Here is a 20,170-nt window from a genome sequence, read left to right on the forward strand (position 1 = left end):
AACGGACGGGGGCGTCCGTTAACGTCCGCCGCATCAGTGATCGACGACCAGGAGACGAAAATGCGCGCAGTCGAGATCCGGACGTTCGGCGCCCCCGAGGGCCTCGCCGTGATCGATCTCCCCTCCCCCGTCCCCGCCGAAGGAGAAGTGCTGATCGGCGTGGAGGCGATCGGCGTCGGCGGCGTCGACACCGTGATCCGGAGCGGCGCCCTCGCCGGTTTCGGTTTCCAGAAGGGGCACATCCCCGGCAACGAGGTCGCGGGCACCGTCACCGCGGTCGGCGGCGGCGTCGATCCGGCCTGGATCGGGCGGCGCGTCTGGGCGTTCACCGGCGAGGGCGGCGGCTACGTCGAACAGGTCGCCATCCCGGCCGGGAAGGTGCTGCCCCTCCCCGAAAACCTGCCCGCGGCCGACGCGGTGGCGCTCGGGACCTCGGGCATGGTGGCACGTTTCGCGCTCGCCCACGCCCAGTTCGCGGCGGGTGAATCGGTGCTGGTGCGCGGGGCGGCGGGCAGTATCGGGATCATGGCCGTGCAGCTCGCCGCGAGCGGTGGCGCGAGCGCCGTGGCGGTGACGACGTCGTCGGCCGGACGCGGCGACCGCCTGCGCGAACTGGGCGCGACCCACGTCCTCGACCGTTCCGGCGCGGGCGACGGCCCGGCGGGCTACGACGTGATCATCGACATCGTGTCCGGTGTGGACATGCCGTCCTTCTTCGAGCGGCTGAACCCGAACGGCCGCCTGGTCGTCGTCGGCGTGGTCGCGGGAATGCCGCCGTCGGACTTCGGCGCGAAGCTCATGGCGTCGTTCCGGAAGTCCCCGTCGTTCGCCGCCTTCAGCGCGGACTCGATCCCCGAGCCGGATCGGCTGGCGGCGAGTGCGGACCAGTTCGCCGCGGCGGCGCGCGGTGAACTGCGTTCCGTGGTGCACGAGCTGCTGCCATTGGAGAAAGCCGTTCTGGCGCACCGGAAGATGGACGACGGCGAGGTGTTCGGCAGGATAGTGCTGACCCCGTAGACAGGTCCATTGTGGAGCGCCCTGTCACCCGGTCAGTGCAAGTTTCCCCATCGCGTGCGCACTCGCACTAGGCTGCCCACTCGTGCCCGATCCGATGCCAGAGGGACCCGGCTTCACGGCGGTCGACCTGCGGCCGCTCTCCGAAGGCGAGGGCACCGGCGCCTACTGCGTGAACGACGCGGGGACGATCGTGGGCGAGTCGGGTTCGCGCCCGGTGTGGTGGGACGGTGACGGCGCGCCCACTCCCCTTCCCGTCCTCGACGGCTGTTCCGGCGGCCGCGCGGTCAGCGTCAACGCCGCGGGGCTCGCCGTCGGCTCGCTCTACGTCGGCGAGCTTCTCCGGCCGGTGTGCTGGCTGCCCGACGGCGGGGTGCGCGCGCTCGAACTCCCCGACGGCGCGATCTCCGGCACGGCCTGCCGGGTGAACGCTCGCGGATCGGTGCTGGGCAACGTGATGTGGCCGGGCTACCGCTGGCGGGCGCTGCGCTGGGGACCCGGCGGCGAGGCCGTCGAACTCGGCGCCCTTCCCGGCGACGGCGAGACGCAAGGGCACGACCTGAACGGCCTGGACGAGGTCGTCGGATCGGCGAAGAACGGCACGGGCACCCGGACGGCGGTGCGCTGGACGGCCGCCGGGAAGATCGGCAAACTGCCGCCTCCGCGCCGCGCGATGGCGTGCGGGATCACCGACTCCGGCGCCATTCTCGGCGACGGCGTGGTGTGGAACCGCGACGGCGGAACAGTCCTGCTGACCGGTGAACCGGAATTCTCCGCGGGACAGCTCGTCCGGATCAGCGGGCGCGGTGTCGCGATCGGCTGGGGCGTGACCCCGGACCGGCGGAGCACCTGCGCGCGCTGGGATCCCGGCGGACACCCCACCGTGCTCCGGCCCTTGCCCTCGGACGACGCCAGCACGTGTTTCGACATCGACGACGCCGGGACGGTCGTCGGCGAATCCGCCGGACAGGGCACGGTGCGCCCGGTCCGCTGGGAAGCGGACGCGACGCCGCGCCCGCTTCCGTCACCTCGCGGGCTCACGGCGATCGTGGCCCAGCACATCAACGCCGGCGGCACCGTCATCGCCGGCTACGGCTTCGCCGCGGACAGTTCCACTTATCGGGGGATCGCCTGGCACCGCTCGTGAACAGCCGAAGGGATTGAATCCGCGCGTCCGGGGTATGCCCTGATCATGGAAGTCGACGCCGTCGTGGTCGGGTCGGGGCCGAACGGCCTGGTCGCGGCCAACCTGCTGGCCGACGCGGGCTGGGAAACGCTGGTCATCGAGGCGACGCCGAAGCCCGGCGGCGCGGTCCGCACCGAAGAACTCACCGCGCCGGGCTTCCGGAACGACGTCTACAGCGCCTTCTACCCGCTCGGAGCGGCGTCACGGGTGCTCACCCGGCTGGGCCTCGAAGACCACGGCCTGCGCTGGCGGCACGCCCCGGCGGTGCTGGCGCATGTGCTGCCCGACGACCGGTACGTCCTGCAGTCTCGTGATCTCGAACGCACCGCGCGCTCCGTCGCGGAGTTCGACGAGCGTGACGCGGACAACCTGCGGGCCGAGCACGCGAGCTGGCAGCGTCTCCGCGAGCCGCTGCTGGACGCGATCGTGCGCCCCTTTCCGCCGGTGCGGCCGGGGGCGCGGCTGCTCAAGACGCTCGGCACCGCGGAGTCGCTCCGGCTGGCGAGGATGCTGACGCTGACCGCCCGCGGCCTCGGCAAGGAGAGATTCGCCGGTGCGGGCGCGCGGGTGCTGCTCGCGGGCAACGCCATGCACACCGACCTCGGCCCGGACCAGGCCGGGAGCGGCGTGTTCGGCTGGTTGCTGACCATGCTCGGCCAGGACGTCGGGTTCCCGGTCCCCGAAGGCGGGGCGGGGCGGCTGACCGACGCGCTGGTGAACCGTCTGACCGCCAAGGGCGGCGAGATCGTCTGCGGCACGCCGGTCACCGAAGTGACACTCTCGGGCGGCCGCGCGGTGGGTGTCCGAGACGCGGACGGACGACGGGTCCGCGCCCGCCGGGCCGTGCTCGCCGACGTCCCCGCTCCGGTGCTGTACCGGGACCTCGTCGGCGCCGAGCACCTGCCCGCGCGGCTGGTGTCGGATCTGGACCGGTTCGTCTGGGACGACGCCACGATCAAGGTGGACTGGGCGTTGTCCTCACCCATTCCTTGGAACGCGAGCGAAGTCGGGCAGGCGGGGACCGTCCACATCGGAGCGGACCTCGACGGGCTCGCCGGAATCGCGAACGATCTCGCCTGCGGGCGGGTACCCGGTGATCCCTTCCTGCTGCTCGGGCAGATGACCACCGCCGACCCGACCCGCTCCCCCGCCGGTACCGAATCGGCCTGGGCCTACACCCACGTGCCGAGGGGCGAATCCTGGCCGGACTCCCGGTTGCGGCGTCACGCCGACCGGATGGAAGAGGTCATCGAGAGGCACGCGCCCGGCTTCCGCAGCCTGATCGTGGGCCGCGCGATCGCCGGACCCGTCCAGTTGCAGGAAGGGAACCACAGCCTGGTGGAAGGCTCGATCAACGCCGGAACCGCGGCGATCCAGCAGCAGCTCTTCTTCCGGCCCGTCCCCGGTCTCGGCCGGGCCGACACCCCGATCGACCGGCTCTTCCTGGCCTCCGCGTCGGCGCATCCCGGCGGGGCGGTGCACGGCGCGCCCGGGTCGAACGCCGCCAAGGCCGCCCTCGCCAGGGACGGCTGGGCCGGTTCCGTCTACCGGGCGACGGTGCGTGCCGCGCACCGCGCCGTCTACCGATGAGGACGCAGCGGATGAAGATCGTCGTCACCGGCGCGAGCGGGAACATCGGGACCGCCTTGCTCCGGGTTCTGAGCGGTGAAGGCCACGACGTGATCGGGGTGGCACGCCACCGGCCCGATACGACCACCGCGCCCTATTCGTCGGCCCGCTGGGTCCAGCAGGACGTCGGCGCGAACGACGCCTGGGAGGAGCTGACCGGGATCTTCCGCGGGGCGGACGCGGTGGTGCACCTCGCCTGGGCGATCCATCCACGCGCGGACGATCCGGCCATGCGCCGCACCAACATGGCGGGCAGCGCGAACGTCCTGCGCGCGGCGGCCGACGCCGGCGTGGACCACATCGTGTGCGCGTCTTCGGTCGCCGCCTACACCCCGGCCGACCGCTGGCAGGAGGTCGACGAGGACTGGCCCTGCGGCGGGCTCGCCGAAAGTGCCTACAGCATGGGAAAAGCGGCCTTCGAGATGCAGCTGGACGAGTTCTGCCGTCGTTTCCCGGACATCAGGGTGGCACGGATCCGCCCCTGCGGCGTCGTGCAGCCGGACGCGGCGGCCGAGTTCTCCGGCTGGCTGCTCAGCCCGCTGGCGCCGCCGTTGCCGCTCGGCGGCGACTGGCTCCCGGTGCCCTTGTGGCCGGGACTGCGGATGCAGGTGGTGCACGCCGACGATGTGGCGCGAGCGATCCGGGCGATCCTCGACCGCCGCGCGACCGGGGCGTTCAACCTCGCCGGGGAGCCGGTGCTGAAAAGCCGCGACCTCGCACGGCTGACCGGCGGGATCAGGATCCCGGTACCGCTGAAACTGCTGACCGGACTGGCCTGGCCGAGCTGGCGGCTGGGGCTGCAACCGCTGCATCCGTCCTGGTTGCGCCTGGCCGATCGAGCGTCCCTTGTGGACACTCGGCGCGCGCGGGAGGAGCTCGGCTGGCGGCCGCGGCACGATCCGGCGGCCACCGTCACCGATCTCCTCGCCGCCATCCGCGCCGGGCGCCGCGGCGGCAGCCGTCCCCTCGACCCGCCACGGGACCGGATCCGGCTCGGGCGGCCGAGCCACCAGGACCAGTCGGCCGGTCAGTGAGGGAAAGGCAAAGGTGGTGTGTTGCGAAAGCCACTTTCGCAACGTTAGAAGTTGGGAAAGTGGCTTTCGCAACGGGAGCTGAAATGGTCGCCCGCTCCGACGCAGGCTCGATGCGCCCCCCATATGGCCACACGTCGCGAAAGCCACTTTCGGGACGTGTGATGTCCCGAAAGTGGCTTTCGCGACACGATCTCAGACCGCCGCGCGCCCCTTCGCGAGATCCGCGAGCCGCCGCAAGGATTCCCGGTTCCGAGGCACCAGGAAGAGCGCCTGCGCCGCCTCCGGCAGCACCCGGCCCGGCCCGCGGGTCGCGTGCTCGGACATCAGGATCTCCGTGGTCCCCGGCTCGGCTTCCCGCAGTTCCAACCGGATCCGGGCGGTGCCGAACGGCCAAGCCCGAGCCTCGAGTTCGAGCAGGCGTGGCGGATCGACGACGAGCACCTTTGTGACGTCGTCGAGCAGTACGGGCCAGGACCCGACGCAGTGATGGATGCGCGTTCCCCGCGCGGGCCAGCCCTCGTCCACGTCACGGATATGGGAGGCGCCCACCACCCAGGCGGCGTAGGTCCACCCGTCGGCGAGCACCTCGAACACGCGCTCGGGAGAAGTGTCTACCGTCATCTTCACGTCGACCATGAACCATCCCGCCCTGCATCCGGCCAGCCTCGCCTCACCCGAGCCGGATACCCTGCGGTGGCAAGGGCAAACCCGGACGCGCTCAGCCCACCCGGTCCAGCACCGCCCGCGTGTACCCGGCGGTGTCGGCCGTCCCGCCGAGGTCGGCGGTGCTGATGCCGTCGGCCAGCGCGCCGAAAGCGGCGGCCAGCAGTTCCCCACTCGCTTCGGGGTGTCCCAGATGGTCGAGCATCATGGCCGCGGACCACAAGGCACCCAGCGGGTTCGCCTTGCCCTGTCCGGCGATGTCGGGGGCGGAGCCGTGCACCGGTTCGAACATCGACGGGAACTCCCGCTCCGGGTTGAGGTTCGCCGCCGGGGCGACCCCGATACTCCCGGCCACCGCGGCCGCGAGGTCGCTCAGGATGTCGCCGAAGAGGTTGGAACCGACGATCACGTCGAACCGTTCCGGCGCCAGGACGAGTTTCGCGGCGAGCGCGTCGATGTGTTCCTTCCCGGTACGCACGTCCTGATGCCGCCCCGCCACCTCCTCCACCAATTCGTCCCAGAACGGCATCGTGTGGACGATCCCGTTGCTCTTGGTCGCCGAAGTCACGTGGTTCCGGCGGGTCTTGGCCAGTTCGTAGGCGTACTCGACGACGCGCGTGACCCCCTTGCGGGTGAACACCGCCTCCTGCACGGCCAGTTCGTCTTCGGTGCCCCGGCCGAGCCGGCCGCCGATCTCTGAATACTCGCCCTCGACGTTCTCGCGGACCACGACGAGATCGACGTCCCCGGCGCCGCGCAGCGGGCTCGGCACCCCGTCGAGCACCTTGACCGGCCGCAGGTTGACGTACTGCCGGAAACCGCGCCGGATGGGGATCAGCAGCCCCCACAGCGACACGTGGTCCGGCACCCCCGGCCAGCCGACCGCGCCCAGCAGGATGGCGTCGTGCCGCCGGATCCGGTCGAGCCCGTCGGACGGCATCATCGCGCCCTCGGCGAGGTAGCGCTCGCAGGACCAGTCGAAGGAGTCGTAACGGAATTCGATCCCGTGCCGTTCGCCGACGGCGGTGAGCACCGCCTGGGCGGGCGGCAGCACCTCGGCGCCAATGCCGTCGCCGGGGATGAGCGCGATGCGATAACTGGTCATGGGTCCAGTTGACGGTGAAGCGGGCCGCGCGTCCAAGACCCAGTTGCTGCCGGGTTGAAAGGCTGCGCCTATCGGCCGACCGCCAGATCGCGGAAGGCCGCCGCCGCAGGACTCAGCCGCCCCGGCCGATGCACCAGCGACACCGCCAGCGAATCGGGGCAATCGAGCGCTCGGACGGACGCGCCCGCCGCTTTCGCCAGCGCACGCCAGGAATCGCTGACCACCGCGATGCCGACCCCGGCGAGGACGAGCGGCAGCACGGCTTCCCGATGTTCCACCTCGACGGCGAACCGGCTGCCGGGGGCTTCACGGAGCACGGCGTCCGCCACGCGGCGCATCCCCGTGCCCTGCTGGCCGACGATGAGCGCGGCACCGGCGAGGTCGGCGGGCCGGACCGGGTCCGCGGCGGGAAGCGCCGCCTCGTCGCGGGCCAGCAAGGCGAAGCGCTGGGTCTCCAGATGCGATGCCTCGAGTCCGGGCAACTCCTCGGCCGTCGGCGACGCCGCCACCACGCCGAGTTCGGCATCGCCGGTGGTGAGCATCTTCCCGACGCCGGCGGGGGTGCTCGCCGCGCGGACGGAGATCCGTACCAGCGGGTTGGCGGCGGCGAAGGCGGCGATCAGGTCGGTGAGCGGGCTGACCGACTGCGACGGCATCGAGGCGATGACCAGTTCCCCGCCGAGAAGACCGTCGACGGCCTCGACCGTCGCCCTGGCGAGCTGCAGCCCGCGCATGACCTCCCGCGCGGGCGCCACGAGCGCGTGCCCCGCCGCGGTCAGCACCAGGCGACGGCCGGTCCGGTGGAACAGGAGACTCCCGAGGTCCCGTTCGAGCGTGCGCAACGACTGGGAGACCGACGGCTGGGCGACGAAAAGCTGCTCAGCGGCCCGGTGGACGCTTCCGGCGTCGACGACGGCCAGGAAGTACTTCAGCTGACGGGCATCCACTCCGGTCTCCTCGCGGTCGATAGTCGAGGCCTATCAGCTTGCCAGCTACCCGGTCTTGGACCCGCGAGCCACCCGAAGGGCTTACTGGGTCGCTACGAGGGTCGGCACCGGCGCCGTCCCGCCGCGAGTTCCGAGGAGGGCGCCGTGTCCGATGCCTGGCTCCTTGCCCACACCGGTATCGCCATCGTGGGCATCGTCGTGATGATCACCTGGCTCAAGACGCCGCCGATCTTCGGCCTGCTGATCGGCGCGACCTATCTGGGGCTCGCCACGGGGCTCGGGGTGGACGGCACGACCGAAGCCCTCGCCACCGGATTCGGCGACGTGATGGCCGAGATCGGCATGCTCATCACCTTCGGGGTCGTCATCGGTTCGCTGCTCACGGCCACGAACACCCTGCATCGCGTCCTCGAACGGCTCTTGGCTGTCTTCGGGGAGAAGCGGGTGCCGATGGTGTTCGCGGTCTCCCTGTCGACCGTGTTCACGTCGATCTACTCCGACGTGGTCCTGGTGCTCACCGCGCCGCTGGCCCGGCGCCTCGGCGGCAGGCTGGGCCCGCGCGGTGTCGCGCTCATGGGCGGCGCGCTGACCGCGGGGATCGAGGTCGGGCTCGTGTTCGTCGTCCCCGGGGTGGCCGCGCTGGCCGTCGCGGGACTTCTCCGGGTGCCGCTCGGCGAGATGTTCCTGTTCGGGCTGGCGGTCGGCCTCCCGACCGCGGTGCTCACGACGCTCGTCTTCACCGTGCTGCTGCGCCGGGCGCTCCGGTGGAATCCGGCCGCCGACGAGCTCAAGGCCGATACCGGCGGCGAAACAGCGGTCACCGTCACCGCCTCCCGGCAACTTCCCCTGTCGCTGTCCGTCTCGCCGGTACTGCTGACCTTGTCGTTGCTCGCCCTCGGCGCGCTCGCGGACGCCTTCCGCTTCCCGCTGGGACCGGTCTCGCTGCTGAGCGAGCCGGTGATCGCGATGGCGATCGGCGCCGGCCTCGCGCAGTTGCTAGCCCGGCGCGTCCTTCCCTCGGCCGAAGTCAACGCGGCCGTCGGCAAGGCGCTCGCGCTGGCCGGCCCCATCCTCGTGCTGTCCGGGCTTTCCGGCTCGGTCGCCGAAGTGATCGGCAAATCAGGACTGCGCGACGTGCTGGCGAGTTCGTTCGGCACCGGTTTCCTGCCGCCCCTGGTACTCGTCTGGCTGATCGCCGCCGTCCTGCACATCGCGATGGGATCCATCTCGATCTCCGCGATCACCGCGGCGGGCATCCTCGCGCCGATCGCGGGCTCACTCGGTGTCCCGGTGGTGCTGGTCGCCCTCGCCGCCTGCTCCGGCGCGCTGTTCCTCCCCCACGTGAGCAGCAACTTCTTCTGGATGTTCCAGTCCCTGCTCGGGCTGAGCACCCGGGGCACGTTCAAGACCCACACCGTCGCCATGTCACTGGCGTCGGTGATCTCGCTCCCGCTCGTGCTGGTGCTCGGCCTCGTCGTCTGACGGCGGGAAGTCAGTCACGCCAACGGTTGTTGAGGAAGGCGTCGTCCTCGTCGTCGGCCGGTGCCGGGCGGGCGCGAGGAGCACGCCGGGGCGTGTCCCGTCCGGTAGGGACGGGAGGCGGCTCCGAGCCGAACGGAGCCGCCATGTCCACGGAGTCGTCTTCGAACGCCGACGTGTTGCCCGGCTGCGCGTGCGACCGGTCGGTGCTCCAACCGGACTTCGTCTTGCGCTGCCCCAGTTCCCGCCGATGCTCGACGTACCGCTGAGCGGTCTGGACCTGTTTGGTCATGAACTCCTGCGAGCTGGCCTTGATCTCGTCGGCACGCTGATCCCGCAGCGCCCGGCGCTCAGACTGCTCACGGACGAGACCGTCCAGGGTCGCCCTCATGGCGGCGGTGTCCTCGGCGCTCATCTGTTCTCCCCTGCCCCGGCTCACCGCTTGCGGGTGACCGACTGATCCTCATCGTCCAGCAACGAACCGGTGATCCGGCCGGTGGGTTCGTTGATCCGGTCGAACACCTCGCCCTCGATCCGGTACGCGCGGTTGGTCCGTTCCTGGTCGCCGCCCTGGCCGCCCGCGCCGCCGGCACCCATGCCCATCGGGGGCATCGCGCCGCCGAACGACTGGCCCGTCGTGCCGCTCATCGGAGCCGACGGGGCGCTCGCGGCCACGTGCTGCGGCTGCTGTGTCCCGCCACCGGTGTGCACGCCTTCGGTCAGCGGCTGGCCGGCCGCCGGGCTCGCGGATTCGAAGGGCATCGACGGAGCCGACGCACCTCCGCCGCCGCCGAAACCGCCGCCACCACCGGAACCGCCGCCGATGTCACCGCCGCGGATCCCGTCGGGGACGGTCCCGCCACCACCGTGATGCGGGGTGAACGCCGGCTTGGCGTCGGGCTGCACCGTCCCGGTGACGGGAGTCGCCGGGTGCGATGCCTTGTCCGTGGCCGGTTTGTCCTCGCCGAGGGTGTACGTGGTCGGCTTGCCGGTGCCGTCGTCGACGGTGACGACCGTCGGCCCGGACGGACCGTCGGGACGCTCGGCGGTGATCTTCACATCGCCGTCCTGGATATGGATCTTGCCGTCCGGCCCCGGACGATGGACACCGTCCTTGTCCGGCTTCCCGTCTTCCGAACCGGGAGTGGAGCCCAGCTTGGACTCGTCGCCATCGCCGGTCCAGTCGAGCTTGAAGTCCTTGGCGGGCCCGGAACCGTCCCCGACCTTGATCTCCATCTCGCCGTCTTTGTCCGGCTCGGTCATCTCGAAGGTCTTGTCGCCCTGCTTGACCTTGAGGGTCTCGCGTTCGCCGTCCTCGGCCTTGTCGCCGTCCTCACCGGGTTTGTCACCGGTCAGCTTGTCGCCGCCTTCACCGGGCAGCTCTTCGCCGAGCTTGTCCAAGGCGTCCGAAGCCTTCTTCTTCGCCTCGTCCGCGGACTTCTCGGCATCCTTCGAGTCGCCGTCCTTGGCATCGCCGTCGCCCATGCCGCCAGGGGCGTCACCCAGCTTGTTCAGCGCGTCGGAGGCTTGCTTCTTCGCTTCTTCAGTGGCCTTCTCGGCCGCTGCCTTGGCGTCGGCCGCGGCGTCCGTGTTGCCACCGCCGCCGGGACCACCGCCACCCGGGCCGGAACCGCCGGAACCGCCGAGATCGCCACCGGTCGGACCGTCGCCGAGTTTGCCCAGCGCCTCGGAAGCCTGCTTCTTCGCGTTCTCGGCGGCGGCCGCCGCCTGCTTCTTCGCCTCTTCGGCGGCGGCCTTCTGCTCATCGCCATTCGACGGCGGCGGGACCGAGCCCGAGGGCGACGTCTGGTCCTTCTTCTCGTCGGGTCCACCGCCCGGACCGCCGCCGGGCGATCCTCCACTCTCGGGGATGTTCACGTCCGGGACCGGCGGGGGCTTCTGCGCCGACGGGCCGGTGCCACCGCCCGGACCGGAACCACCCGATCCGGGGCCGCCACCCGGACCGCCGCCCGTGCCACCCTCCGAACCGCCGCCCGGCCCACCACCGGTGCCGCCGGTGAAGTCCGGGCCCTTGCCCGAACCACCAGGCCCGCCACCGGTCTCACCGCCGGGTCCACCGGTGCCCGAACCACCGGGGCCACCGCCGGAACCACCCTGACCACCGGTGAAGTCCGGCCCTTGGCCACCGGGTCCGCCACCAGTGCCGCCAGGCCCGCCGCCCGTGCCACCGGGCCCGCCCGCACCGCCGGCACCGCCCTGGTCGCCCGCGCCTTCGAACTCGTTCTTGACCTTGCCCATCACCTTGTCGAGTTCGTCGTAGGCCTGGTCGACGAACTCCTTGGTGTCCTTGCAGGACTTGACGAAGCCCTCGTAGATGATGGTCCACATCTCGGGGATGAATTGCCGCTGGATCCACTGCTTGGCGAGGTTCTGGCCCTGCTTCTTGAACTCGTCGTCGTCGCAGCAGCCGTCGTTGTTCAGCTGCTGGACCAGGTTGGAGCCGAAGTTGACGTCCATCCAGCCCGCGATCGCGCCGAGGTCCTCCTTGCCGCTCTTCTCACCGGCGGCGATGGCGACGACCTTCTGCGCCATCGGGAAGTCCGCCTTGCCGACGATCTCCTTGTAGAGATCGATGACCGTGTCGGCCTTTCCCTTGCACAGCTTGAACACCGTTGCGCTGGTGTGCAGCGTCGCTTCGCTCGCGTTGTTCAGCGTCTGCGAGAGTTTCGTGGCCTTGGGAAGGATCTTCTCGTTGTAGTTGTCCGACGAGGCGTCCGCGGCCTTGCCGGTCCACGTCCCGTAGAGGGTGTTCAGCTGCGAACCGGTGTCGTCGATGGTCTTCTGGACGGTCTTCGAGCCGGTCTTGAAGTGGGCGGCGTCGTCGACGAAGTTCTGGAAGTTGATGCCGCGCTGCTCGTCGAACGGTTTCTTGATGTCCTTCTCGAAATCGAGCGCGCGGGTGGTGCCCCGGCAGTCCTCCGGGAGCTTCGCCAGCAGGGAGCCGAAGGTTTCGAAGACCTTGAGCGCCGGTGCGGCGGCGTCGAAGATCTCGTCCGACGTCTTGGTCCCCGCGCCCTCGGCGGTGGGTTCCTTGGTGGCGTCGAGTTTCTTGTTGCCCTCGTCGACGGCCTTCGTCTCCGCCTTCCGGTTGAAGCTGGCCTGATCCCCCGCGCCCTTCGCGCTGTTGTAGACCTTGTCGAGGTCGTCGTCGTAGGGCAGGAACGGAAGGGCGTTGTAGGACGCCGCGTACTTCTCGGCTTCCTTGCGCTTCTGCTTGATCTCCTCCGGCTCCTGGTCCGCCGTCCACGGCGGGGGCGCCGGATGCGTCCGCATCCACGAGCCGATGAGCTTGGTCTTCTGCTCGGCGGGAACGGCCGGGTCGTCGAGGACGGCCTTGACGTCGGTCCAGGTGGTCTTGGTCGCCACTAGCGCATCCCCGTCTTGGTGATCTTGTTCTTCTGCTCGTCCTCGTTGGTGCCGTACGCGGTGCCCGCGGTGCCGAGGTTCGTGCCGAACGAGCCGAGCGTGGTGCTGTACCCCTGGACCGAGGCCCACAACGCCGCCACCCCGTCGGTGTACTTCTTCGCGTGGTCGCCGTGCGCCTGGCCGAAACCGGCCGCGTTCACCGGAGTGCTCGACAGATCCGGATTGTCTTCGAGCAACTGCTCCGTCAGCTTTCCGATGTTCTTCGACGCCGATGAAAGCGCATCGGTCGCCGCGGTGAAGCCCCCGCTCATTCTTTTCAGCGCCTTTCGTCGGATCCGTCGGCTTTACCGCCGAGTGCCTCTTCGAGCACTTCGGCCACCGACCCGATGTCGGTGAACCGGTCCAGCTGGTCCAGGTCGATCCTCACGTCGTGGTAGATCTCCAGCGCCGACAGGAGTCTTATCCGTCCCTTGGAGTCGATACCCAGCTCTTCGAGCGGCGCGTCGGACTCGATTTCGGCGGGATCAAGCCGAAAAGTCTCACTGACGACCTTCACGACCTCCGCGCGGTGATCACCCACGGGGCCGACTATAACGCGCCCTCGCCGCGCCTCGCGCCACCTTGCCACTGGAAGTGCGCGGAAGGTCACCGGAGGGAACCAGACGGACAGATCGCAACGTCAGATCATGTTCCCGTGAAACGGCGCGCAATACCACTCTCGTCACTTCTTTGACATCCGCGTCGGCGTTCTTTGCCCATTCGGCCACCAACATCGCCCCTTCGCCCCTTTCGTCCGAGACGCCGAATGCGGCGACGCGGTCGCGGCGGATCGCCGGGTGCGCCTCACCCGCCACCGCTTCGATGTCCTGCGGGTGGAAGTTGCGGCCGTCGATGACGATGAGGTCCTTGAGCCTGCCGGTGATGTAGAGATCGCCGCGGTGGAAAACGCCGAGGTCACCCGTACGCAGCCAACCACCGACGCCCTCGAGTTCGCCACCGAACGCGGCGGCGTCGCCACGGCCCCAGTATCCCGACGCGACGTTCGGCCCGTGGATCCAGATCTCCCCGACGACACCGTCGGGCCGTGCCACGCCGTCGCCGACGATGCGGACCCGCTGGCCGAGCGGGCGCCCCACCGAGACGAGTTCTTGACCGTCCGGCACCTCGATCGCCTGGCCCTGCGCCAGGGTTTCCCTGTCGAACACCGCGCTGCGCGGCCCTTCCGCGCCCGCACTCGCGACGTACACAGTGGCCTCGGCCAGACCGTAGGACGGACGGTGTGCTTCGGCGCGGAACCCCCGTGGTCCGAAGGTTTCCAGGAAGCGCGCGACCGTCCGCGGCCGGACCGGCTCGGCGCCGTTGAGCGCGACCCGGACGTCGGAGAGATCGAGGTCTTCACCGGCTTCTTCGGCGGCTTCGACGGCCAGGTCGAACGCGAAGTTCGGCGCGGCGGTGAACACGGCCGGGTGATCGGCGAGCTGACGCAGCCAGCGCACGGGGCGATGCACGAATTCGGCGGGCGACATGAACACCGATCGCGCTCCCGCGTGGACCGGCAGGCACAGCAGCTGGATCAGGCCCATGTCATGGAAGAACGGGATCCAGCCGACGCAGGTCGTACCCTCGTCGACGGCGTAGGCCCGGCTCGCCTGCCAGCAGGCGGCGGCCACCGCCCGGTGCGGGATCACGGCACCGGCGGGCTCGCGGGTCGACCCGGACGTGTACTGCAGATATGCGGGGCTTCCCGGCGCGACAGGGAGCGGATCGATCCCCGGTCCGGAGAGTTCGTCCACCACGATCAGGTGATCCGGCTCGCCGGCTTCGCGCACTTTCGCGACGGCGGCCGAAGAAGTCAGCCAAACCCTTGCGCCGCAGTCCGCCAGCACCCCGGTGAGCCTGCCTCGCTGGGAAGCGCTGCCCGGCGCCATCAACGGTACGGCCACCAGCCCGGCGGCCAGCGCACCGAAGAAGGCCAAGGGGTAATTGAGGTCCTGGCCGGTGAGCACGGCGACACGATCACCCGGGCGTGTGACCAGGCGCAGCGCGCCCGCGACCACTCGCACCCGGGTGGCGAACTCCGTCCAGGTGACCGTGCTGTCCACACCGGCGCTGTGGTCCTGGTGCGTGAACAGCGGGCGCGGGTCGGCCTCACGGGCGAACAGCCGCTCGACGATCGAGGTGCGCAGCACCTGCTCCGGCACATCCTCCGGCGACGCGGTCATGTCCCGCAACGTACTGGAACCGGCGCGGGTGCGCGCGGAGGGCCCATTCGACCGACTGTCCTAAGTAGACGGCATTCGCTCTTGGGAATTCCGGACAGAAGACCGGACATTCCTCGCTCTTTCCCCGGCCACGGCCCCACACTCGGCGGGCAGTGTGTTTCTTTCCCCCGGCCTTGGAGGAGTAACCATGCGTCGAAGAATCGCCCTGGCACTCGGCGGCGCCGCCGTCCTGACCGCGAGTCTCACTTCCGCCGCCCTGGCCCCGGTCGCGCAGGCGTCCCCCGGATTGCTCGCCGCGATGCAGCGGGACCTGGGGCTCACCGCCGCGCAGGCCTCGACCCGGCTTACCCAGGAAATGACCGCCTCGCGGGTGCTGCCCGACGCGCAGCGGGCCGCCGGAGCGGCGTTCGGCGGCGCCTGGTTCGATCCGGCGCGCGGCACACTCGTCGTCGGCGTGACCGATCCCGCGGCGGCGTCCGCCGTCCGGACGGCGGGCGCCGAACCCACCACGGTCGCGGTCAGCGCGGCCCGGCTCGACTCAGCCAAGGCCGAGATCGACTCGTCGGTCAAGACCCGGCCCGCCCCCGCCGCCGTCAGCGGCTGGCGCGCCGATCCGCGCAGCGGCAGCGTCGTGGTCGCGCTGCGGCCGGGCGCACACGGTTCCGACGTCGACGACTTCCTGGCCAGGGCAAGGAAATCCGGTCCGGTCACGGTGGTCACCGCGCCCAAGGCCGAGCCGTTCGCCGCCGGCACCGTCGGCGGCGACCCGTACTACATCAACGGGAACACCCGCTGCTCGATCGGGTTCAGCGTCCACGGCGGATTCGTCAGTGCCGGCCACTGCGGCGGCACCGGCAGTTCGGTCGTCGGCTGGGACGGCTCGGCGATGGGCAGCTTCGCCGGTTCTTCCTTCCCCGGCAACGATTACGCGTTCATCCGGATCGGCAACGGCTGGTGGACCGCACCGGTCGTCCTCGGCTGGGGCACCGTGAGCGACGCGCTCGTCCGCGGTTCGTGGGTCGCGCCGGTCGGCACCTCGGTGTGCCGGTCCGGCTCGACGACGCACTGGCACTGCGGCACCGTGCTGGGGCACAACGAGACGGTCAACTACTCGCAGGGCGCCGTCCACCAGATGACCCGCACCAACGTCTGCGCCGAACCCGGCGACTCGGGCGGCTCCTTCATCACCGGCGACCAGGCGCAGGGAGTCACCTCCGGCGGCTGGGGCAACTGCGGTTCCGGCGGGGAGACCTGGTTCCAGCCGGTGAACGAGATCCTGCAGAACTACGGTCTGTCGCTCGTCACCGCCTGACGCGGGACGTGAAGGCCTCCTTCACTACCTTCAGGGTAGGCAAGGAGGCCTTCACGGACACGTGATCGGCTTAGCACCAGTGCCTCGGCGGGAGTTCCACCTCGACTCCCATGATCGTCGCGGCCGGCCTGCGGCGAAGCCACCGGCCCCGGCGCCTGACGCCGATCAGGTCACCGGTGAAGGCCTTGCGCTGCGCGGGTGTCACCGCGTGCCAGCGCATCTTGAACACCGGCCGGACCGGCGCGATGAACGGCCGGACCGGCTCGTGGGCGCGCGCGAACACGGCCTCGAAGTCCCGGACGGGCACATACCCCAGTTCCAAATCGATCAGCGGCTCCGGTCCCCCGGCCCGATGACGGCATCGCACGAGGATCCGCGCGAACTCGTCCACCGCGAGCCGCACGGCACCGGGCACCTGGTTCTGCCAGCGGCCGAGGAACGGCGCGTTGATCGCCCCGGCCGTCAGCTCGTCCGGCAGCACGATCACCGCCCGGACCGCGATTCCGGCGAACTCCACGTGCAGCCGCGTCCATCTGCCGCCGGTGTCGAGGAAGAACCGCGGCGGTGGCATCCCGGTATCGACCTGCCGGATCCGCTCTTTCACCGCGACGAACGGTTCGGCGCCCACGGCGCGGCGGCCGTCCGGCAGGACGAACACGAACTCGAGCCGATCGCCGATGAGCTTCAACCCCGCCGGGAACAACGAGCCGAGACCGCCGATGAGCGCCGAGCCGGCGACGAGTGCGTGGTGACTGGACGCGACTCCGGTCATCGCCGGCTTCCCCCGTTCGTCTTCAGACCTGCAACTCCGTCTCGACGCGCTTGAGATAGTGCCGGGCCAGCGCGAGATTCGCCTGGTCCCGGTCCAGCACCAGGTACAGGAAGAGGGAGCTCCTGGCGTTCACGGAATCCAGCAGCCGGATCAGATGGTATTGGCGGTGCAACGTGATGAGGATGTCCTCGATACTGTCGTTGAGCGACAGCGCGGACATGACCCGCATCTTCGATCTGACGACATCGGTGTTCCCCGCCGCCGCGACCTCGAGATTGAGCCAATCACCTCCCCCGCTGGTGCCGAGCGACATCCCGCTGTCGTAATCGACCAGCGCGACACCGACCGCTCCGGCGATCGACATGCATTCCTTGAGCGCGTTTTCGATGTTCATCCGACTCACTTTCCTGATTTGCCGGCTAAGCGGCCAGTATCGAGCTGATCCTGTCGATGACGGGACGGCATTCGAAAAGAAGGCGGCCGACATTCAGCCGCTTGTCCCCCATGATGACCATGAGTGCCATCCGGTCGATGGCGTAAACGGCCATGTAGCCGTCACTACTGAACACGACGGTCTGCCGGAGGGTGCCCTTGCCCGTCACTTCGGCCGCCTGGCGCGCGATCCCGAGATTCGCGGCGGCGAGCGCGGAAACCTCCGCGGGGTCGATGTCCTTCGCCGCGTCGGCGACGATCGGTATTCCGTCGACAGCGGCTATCACCGTGTCGGTCACTCCGGCGACATTTTCCCGCAGGGTCCGCAATTCGGCGATCAGTGCGTCGAAATCCACTACCCGTACTCTCTTTTTGAAAGGTTTTTCGACCGCGATGGACCGTACCACCGAAATCAGCGGTCACCTATGCGCCGGACAGCCCTTTTACGGGCATCACGCGATCGGCTCAAACACCTTCCGTGTACACACCAGGTCATGGGTTTCTTCGTACCGTCGACACCTGAAATCGGCGTGGTACGCGAATCGCCTACCGCCGGGGAAGGGCGAACAACCGGTCCAGTGCCGAGCGGCTTTCCTCGGTCATGGCGCGGTAGATCACCAGGCGCTGGTCCTGATCCTCGAGCGGCGTGAGCACCTCGTAGTCCAGTTCGACCACACCCGCCTCGGGATGCCGCATCACCTTGCGCCCGCGGCCGTTGACCTTGACGTCACGTTTCGCCCACAGCCGCGCGAATTCCTCGTCGGCGGTGAATTCGGTGATCAGCTCGGTCAGGGCCTGATCGTCCGGATGCGCGGCCCAGGCGGCGCGCAGATGCGCGATGCCCCCGCCCAGGTCGGGCTGGCATGGACCCTGCGAAACCCGGGTGTGACGGCTCCGATCATCGGCGCCCGCACCACCGGGCAGCTGGAGGACAACCTCGGCGCACTGGAAGTCGAGCTCACCGCTTCGCACTTAGCTCGCCTCGATGAGGCCTCCGCGATCGAACTCGGCTATCCGCACGAAATTCTCGCCAGGGAATCGATCCTCGCGCTGACCCGCGGCGACATGACGATCGAACCACGCCGCTGATCCTCGCCGCGGTCAGTTGCGGATGATCCTCCGTTCCGTGGCGACGGCCACCGCACCGGCACGGCTGTCGACGCCGAGTTTGTCGTAGATGTGGACGAGGTGGGTCTTCACCGTGGCTTCGGAGATGAACAGGCGCGCGGCGATCTGCCGGTTGATCAACCCTTCCGCCACCAACTGCACGATCTCGGTCTCACGAGGGCTCAGCGCGGGTGCCGGGGCCCGCATATGCCCGAAGAGCCGGGCCGCGACCTGCGGCGCCAGCGCGGTCTCTCCACGCGCGGCCGCGTGAATGCCCTTGAAGAGGTCCTCGGGCGGCCCCGCCTTGAGCAGGTAGCCGGTGGCGCCGGCGGCCACCGCCCTGGTGATGTCCAGTTCGGCGTCGTAGGTGGTGAGCACCAGCACCTTCGGCGGATCCGGCAGGGCGGTCAGGCGTTCGGTGGCGCTCACGCCGTCCGGGCCGTCGCCGAGCTGTAGGTCCATCAGCACGACGTCCGGCTTCCGGGCGGACGCGAACCGCACGGCCTCTTCGGCGCTCGCGCACTCGCCGATCACCTCGAAGCCGGGCTCGCCGGCCAGCAACGCGGCGATACCCGCCCGCACCACCGGATGGTCGTCGACGATCAGCACCTGGACGGTCATCGAACCTCCCTGATGGGCACCGCGACGGCGAGCGCGGTGCCCTCTCCCGGCGCGCTCTCGACGACCATCTCACCACCGAGTTCGGCGACCCGCTCACCGATCATCCGCAACCCGTTCCCCCGCAAGCCGCTCGCGCGGGTCGAATCCGGAGCGAAGCCGACTCCGTCGTCCCGGATGTCGAGGACGACCTTGTCGGCCAGATAGGTCAGCGTGACGGCTGCCTTCGTCGCCCTGGCATGCTCGCTGACGTTCGCCAACGCGCTCTGCGCGACCCGGAGCAGACATGCCTCGACCTCGGATTCCAAGGGATACGGATCCCCGCTGATCTCGAAACGCACCGGGTGCGTGACGGCGAACCCGACCTGCTCGGCGAGTGCCCGCAGGGTCTCGTCGAGGTCGGTGCTCTCCAGCCGCGGGGACCCGAGGCCTTTGACGAACCGGCGCGCTTCGTCGAGGTTGTCCCCCGCCGCTTCGACGGCACGGGACACGTGGGCCTTGGCCAGTTCCGGATCCGTTTCCCACGACCGCTGCGCCGCTTGCAGCAGGATCCGCAAACTCGAAAGCCCCTGCGCGAGGACGTCGTGGATCTCTCGCGCCAGTCGTTCCCGTTCCTCAACCATCCCGGCCACTCGCTGGCTCTCGGCGAGGTCGATCCTGGTGCGCAGGAGCTCCCCGACGGTCTGACCCAGTTCGAGCCGGTCCCGGTCGAGTTGCAGGAACGTCATCGTGGCCATCAGCGCGACCGCGATGGGCGCGAGCACGATGCTCGGGTCGAATCCGTCCGCGATCCTCAGCTGGGCGAGGATGGTCGCGACGGTGAGGATCACGACCACCGCGATCATCATCCGCGGGCGCAGCATCTGCAGGCAGACGAAGAACAGGGGCACGGCGCACCAGGCGAAACTCGGCGCGGCCACCACCAGGGCCAGCCAGACAGCGATCACCGCCGTCAGCCACAAAGGACGCCACCGGTCGAGCGCCTCCCAGCTCAGCACACCCGCCACGTAGACCAGCGCGAGCGCGCCGGTGAGCACGAGGATCAGCGGGGTGGCACCGCTCAATCCGTGCCCCGCGACGAACCGTGCCACGGACGCGGCGAGCAGCAGGAAGAACCCGGCGTGCATCGCGGCGTTCAGCCCGGTGGTCTCGCCCAGATGCGGTTTCATTCCGGCCCTCCCTTCCTCGCCGATGATCGTATGCGGGGAGGCGGGGTGCTCCGCATCAATCGTTCGGTTGATGCCCGCACCGACCGCTCGGCGC

The 20,170-nt window shown here is 69.8% G+C and carries 20 protein-coding genes and 1 pseudogene; 7 read left to right on the plus strand and 14 right to left on the minus strand.

Going from position 1 to position 20,170, the window contains the following annotated elements; translation table 11 throughout:
- The first annotated feature begins 60 nt into the window (after nucleotides 1-60).
- The 4 genes from DMC61_RS10555 (at nucleotide 61) to DMC61_RS10570 (ending at nucleotide 4,863) form a co-directional block, all read left to right on the plus strand.
- The gene (locus tag DMC61_RS10555) at nucleotides 61-1,017 is read left to right on the plus strand and encodes a zinc-binding dehydrogenase (RefSeq protein WP_125688819.1); all 957 of its coding nucleotides are present in this window, start codon (nucleotides 61-63) and stop codon (nucleotides 1,015-1,017) included.
- A gap of 82 nt (nucleotides 1,018-1,099) precedes the next feature.
- On the plus strand, nucleotides 1,100-2,161 hold the full coding sequence (locus DMC61_RS10560) for a hypothetical protein (RefSeq protein WP_125688821.1): 1,062 nt from the start codon (nucleotides 1,100-1,102) through the stop codon (nucleotides 2,159-2,161).
- Nucleotides 2,162-2,206: 45 nt separating this feature from the next.
- A complete protein-coding gene (locus DMC61_RS10565; RefSeq protein ID WP_125688823.1) occupies nucleotides 2,207-3,790 on the plus strand; it encodes an NAD(P)/FAD-dependent oxidoreductase in 1,584 nt (527 codons plus the stop codon).
- A gap of 11 nt (nucleotides 3,791-3,801) precedes the next feature.
- The gene (locus DMC61_RS10570) at nucleotides 3,802-4,863 is read left to right on the plus strand and encodes an NAD-dependent epimerase/dehydratase family protein (RefSeq protein ID WP_125688825.1); all 1,062 of its coding nucleotides are present in this window, start codon (nucleotides 3,802-3,804) and stop codon (nucleotides 4,861-4,863) included.
- Between the two features lie 192 nt (nucleotides 4,864-5,055).
- Here the strand turns inward: DMC61_RS10570 and DMC61_RS10575 are convergent, their stop codons facing one another.
- The 3 genes from DMC61_RS10575 to DMC61_RS10585 all read right to left on the minus strand — a co-directional run bounded on the left by DMC61_RS10575 (nucleotide 5,056) and on the right by DMC61_RS10585 (nucleotide 7,578).
- Entirely contained in the window at nucleotides 5,056-5,499 is a 444-nt protein-coding gene (locus DMC61_RS10575; RefSeq protein WP_125688827.1) for an SRPBCC family protein, read from the minus strand.
- Between the two features lie 82 nt (nucleotides 5,500-5,581).
- On the minus strand, nucleotides 5,582-6,631 hold the full coding sequence (locus DMC61_RS10580; RefSeq protein ID WP_125688829.1) for a tartrate dehydrogenase: 1,050 nt from the start codon (nucleotides 6,629-6,631) through the stop codon (nucleotides 5,582-5,584).
- A 68-nt stretch (nucleotides 6,632-6,699) separates the two neighbouring features.
- Nucleotides 6,700-7,578, minus strand: a complete 879-nt coding sequence (locus DMC61_RS10585) for a LysR family transcriptional regulator (RefSeq protein WP_125688831.1) — start codon at nucleotides 7,576-7,578, stop codon at nucleotides 6,700-6,702.
- A 144-nt stretch (nucleotides 7,579-7,722) separates the two neighbouring features.
- Here DMC61_RS10585 and DMC61_RS10590 point away from each other — a divergent pair, with 144 nt between their 5' ends.
- A complete protein-coding gene (locus DMC61_RS10590) occupies nucleotides 7,723-9,060 on the plus strand; it encodes a GntP family permease (protein ID WP_125688833.1) in 1,338 nt (445 codons plus the stop codon).
- A gap of 10 nt (nucleotides 9,061-9,070) precedes the next feature.
- On the opposite strand, the gene DMC61_RS10595 is transcribed toward DMC61_RS10590, so the two are convergent.
- From DMC61_RS10595 to DMC61_RS10615, 5 genes are read right to left on the minus strand one after another with little or no spacing between them, the layout of a single operon-like run.
- Nucleotides 9,071-9,472 carry a hypothetical protein gene (locus DMC61_RS10595; RefSeq protein ID WP_038510952.1) on the minus strand — a complete coding sequence of 134 codons (402 nt, stop codon included), beginning with the start codon at nucleotides 9,470-9,472 and terminating at the stop codon, nucleotides 9,071-9,073.
- Between the two features lie 20 nt (nucleotides 9,473-9,492).
- Nucleotides 9,493-12,444: a WXG100 family type VII secretion target gene (locus tag DMC61_RS10600; protein ID WP_125688835.1), complete on the minus strand. Its 2,952-nt coding sequence runs from the start codon at nucleotides 12,442-12,444 to the stop codon at nucleotides 9,493-9,495.
- Nucleotides 12,444-12,755: a hypothetical protein gene (locus DMC61_RS10605; RefSeq protein WP_016333370.1), complete on the minus strand. Its 312-nt coding sequence runs from the start codon at nucleotides 12,753-12,755 to the stop codon at nucleotides 12,444-12,446. The genes DMC61_RS10600 and DMC61_RS10605 overlap by 1 nt, the downstream gene beginning before the upstream one ends.
- 5 nt (nucleotides 12,756-12,760) lie before the next feature.
- Nucleotides 12,761-13,024 carry an acyl carrier protein gene (locus tag DMC61_RS10610; RefSeq protein WP_016333369.1) on the minus strand — a complete coding sequence of 88 codons (264 nt, stop codon included), beginning with the start codon at nucleotides 13,022-13,024 and terminating at the stop codon, nucleotides 12,761-12,763.
- The gene (locus DMC61_RS10615; protein WP_125688837.1) at nucleotides 13,017-14,666 is read right to left on the minus strand and encodes a fatty acyl-AMP ligase; all 1,650 of its coding nucleotides are present in this window, start codon (nucleotides 14,664-14,666) and stop codon (nucleotides 13,017-13,019) included. The genes DMC61_RS10610 and DMC61_RS10615 overlap by 8 nt, the downstream gene beginning before the upstream one ends.
- Nucleotides 14,667-14,853: 187 nt before the next feature.
- On the opposite strand from DMC61_RS10615, the gene DMC61_RS10620 reads away from it, so the two are divergent.
- The gene (locus DMC61_RS10620) at nucleotides 14,854-15,978 is read left to right on the plus strand and encodes a S1 family peptidase (protein WP_125688839.1); all 1,125 of its coding nucleotides are present in this window, start codon (nucleotides 14,854-14,856) and stop codon (nucleotides 15,976-15,978) included.
- 70 nt (nucleotides 15,979-16,048) lie between these two features.
- On the opposite strand, the gene DMC61_RS10625 is transcribed toward DMC61_RS10620, so the two are convergent.
- From DMC61_RS10625 to DMC61_RS10640, 4 genes and pseudogenes are all read right to left on the minus strand, one after another.
- A complete protein-coding gene (locus DMC61_RS10625; protein WP_125688841.1) occupies nucleotides 16,049-16,750 on the minus strand; it encodes a hypothetical protein in 702 nt (233 codons plus the stop codon).
- 22 nt (nucleotides 16,751-16,772) lie between these two features.
- Nucleotides 16,773-17,144, minus strand: coding sequence for a hypothetical protein (locus DMC61_RS10630; protein WP_037345225.1), 372 nt, complete (start codon nucleotides 17,142-17,144; stop codon nucleotides 16,773-16,775).
- A gap of 25 nt (nucleotides 17,145-17,169) precedes the next feature.
- Nucleotides 17,170-17,538: a roadblock/LC7 domain-containing protein gene (locus DMC61_RS10635; RefSeq protein ID WP_063271162.1), complete on the minus strand. Its 369-nt coding sequence runs from the start codon at nucleotides 17,536-17,538 to the stop codon at nucleotides 17,170-17,172.
- Nucleotides 17,539-17,728: 190 nt separating this feature from the next.
- Nucleotides 17,729-18,025, minus strand: a pseudogene (locus DMC61_RS10640) (transcriptional regulator); the annotation flags it as partial.
- On the opposite strand from DMC61_RS10640, the gene DMC61_RS10645 reads away from it, so the two are divergent.
- Nucleotides 18,014-18,271 (plus strand): aldo/keto reductase, encoded by a 258-nt coding sequence (locus DMC61_RS10645; RefSeq protein WP_370456396.1) that lies wholly within the window; start codon nucleotides 18,014-18,016, stop codon nucleotides 18,269-18,271. The pseudogene DMC61_RS10640 and the gene DMC61_RS10645 sit on opposite strands and share 12 nt — an antisense overlap.
- A gap of 12 nt (nucleotides 18,272-18,283) precedes the next feature.
- Here the strand turns inward: DMC61_RS10645 and DMC61_RS10650 are convergent, their stop codons facing one another.
- Together DMC61_RS10650 and DMC61_RS10655 are read right to left on the minus strand one after the other, a co-directional pair.
- Nucleotides 18,284-18,910 (minus strand): response regulator transcription factor, encoded by a 627-nt coding sequence (locus DMC61_RS10650; RefSeq protein WP_016333361.1) that lies wholly within the window; start codon nucleotides 18,908-18,910, stop codon nucleotides 18,284-18,286.
- Nucleotides 18,907-20,076, minus strand: a complete 1,170-nt coding sequence (locus DMC61_RS10655) for a sensor histidine kinase (RefSeq protein ID WP_125688843.1) — start codon at nucleotides 20,074-20,076, stop codon at nucleotides 18,907-18,909. Before DMC61_RS10655 ends, DMC61_RS10650 begins: the two co-directional genes overlap by 4 nt.
- Nucleotides 20,077-20,170 lie beyond the last annotated feature (94 nt).

This window comes from Amycolatopsis sp. WAC 04169 (genome assembly GCF_003947535.1).
Taxonomy (GTDB): Bacteria; Actinomycetota; Actinomycetes; order Mycobacteriales; family Pseudonocardiaceae; genus Amycolatopsis; species Amycolatopsis keratiniphila.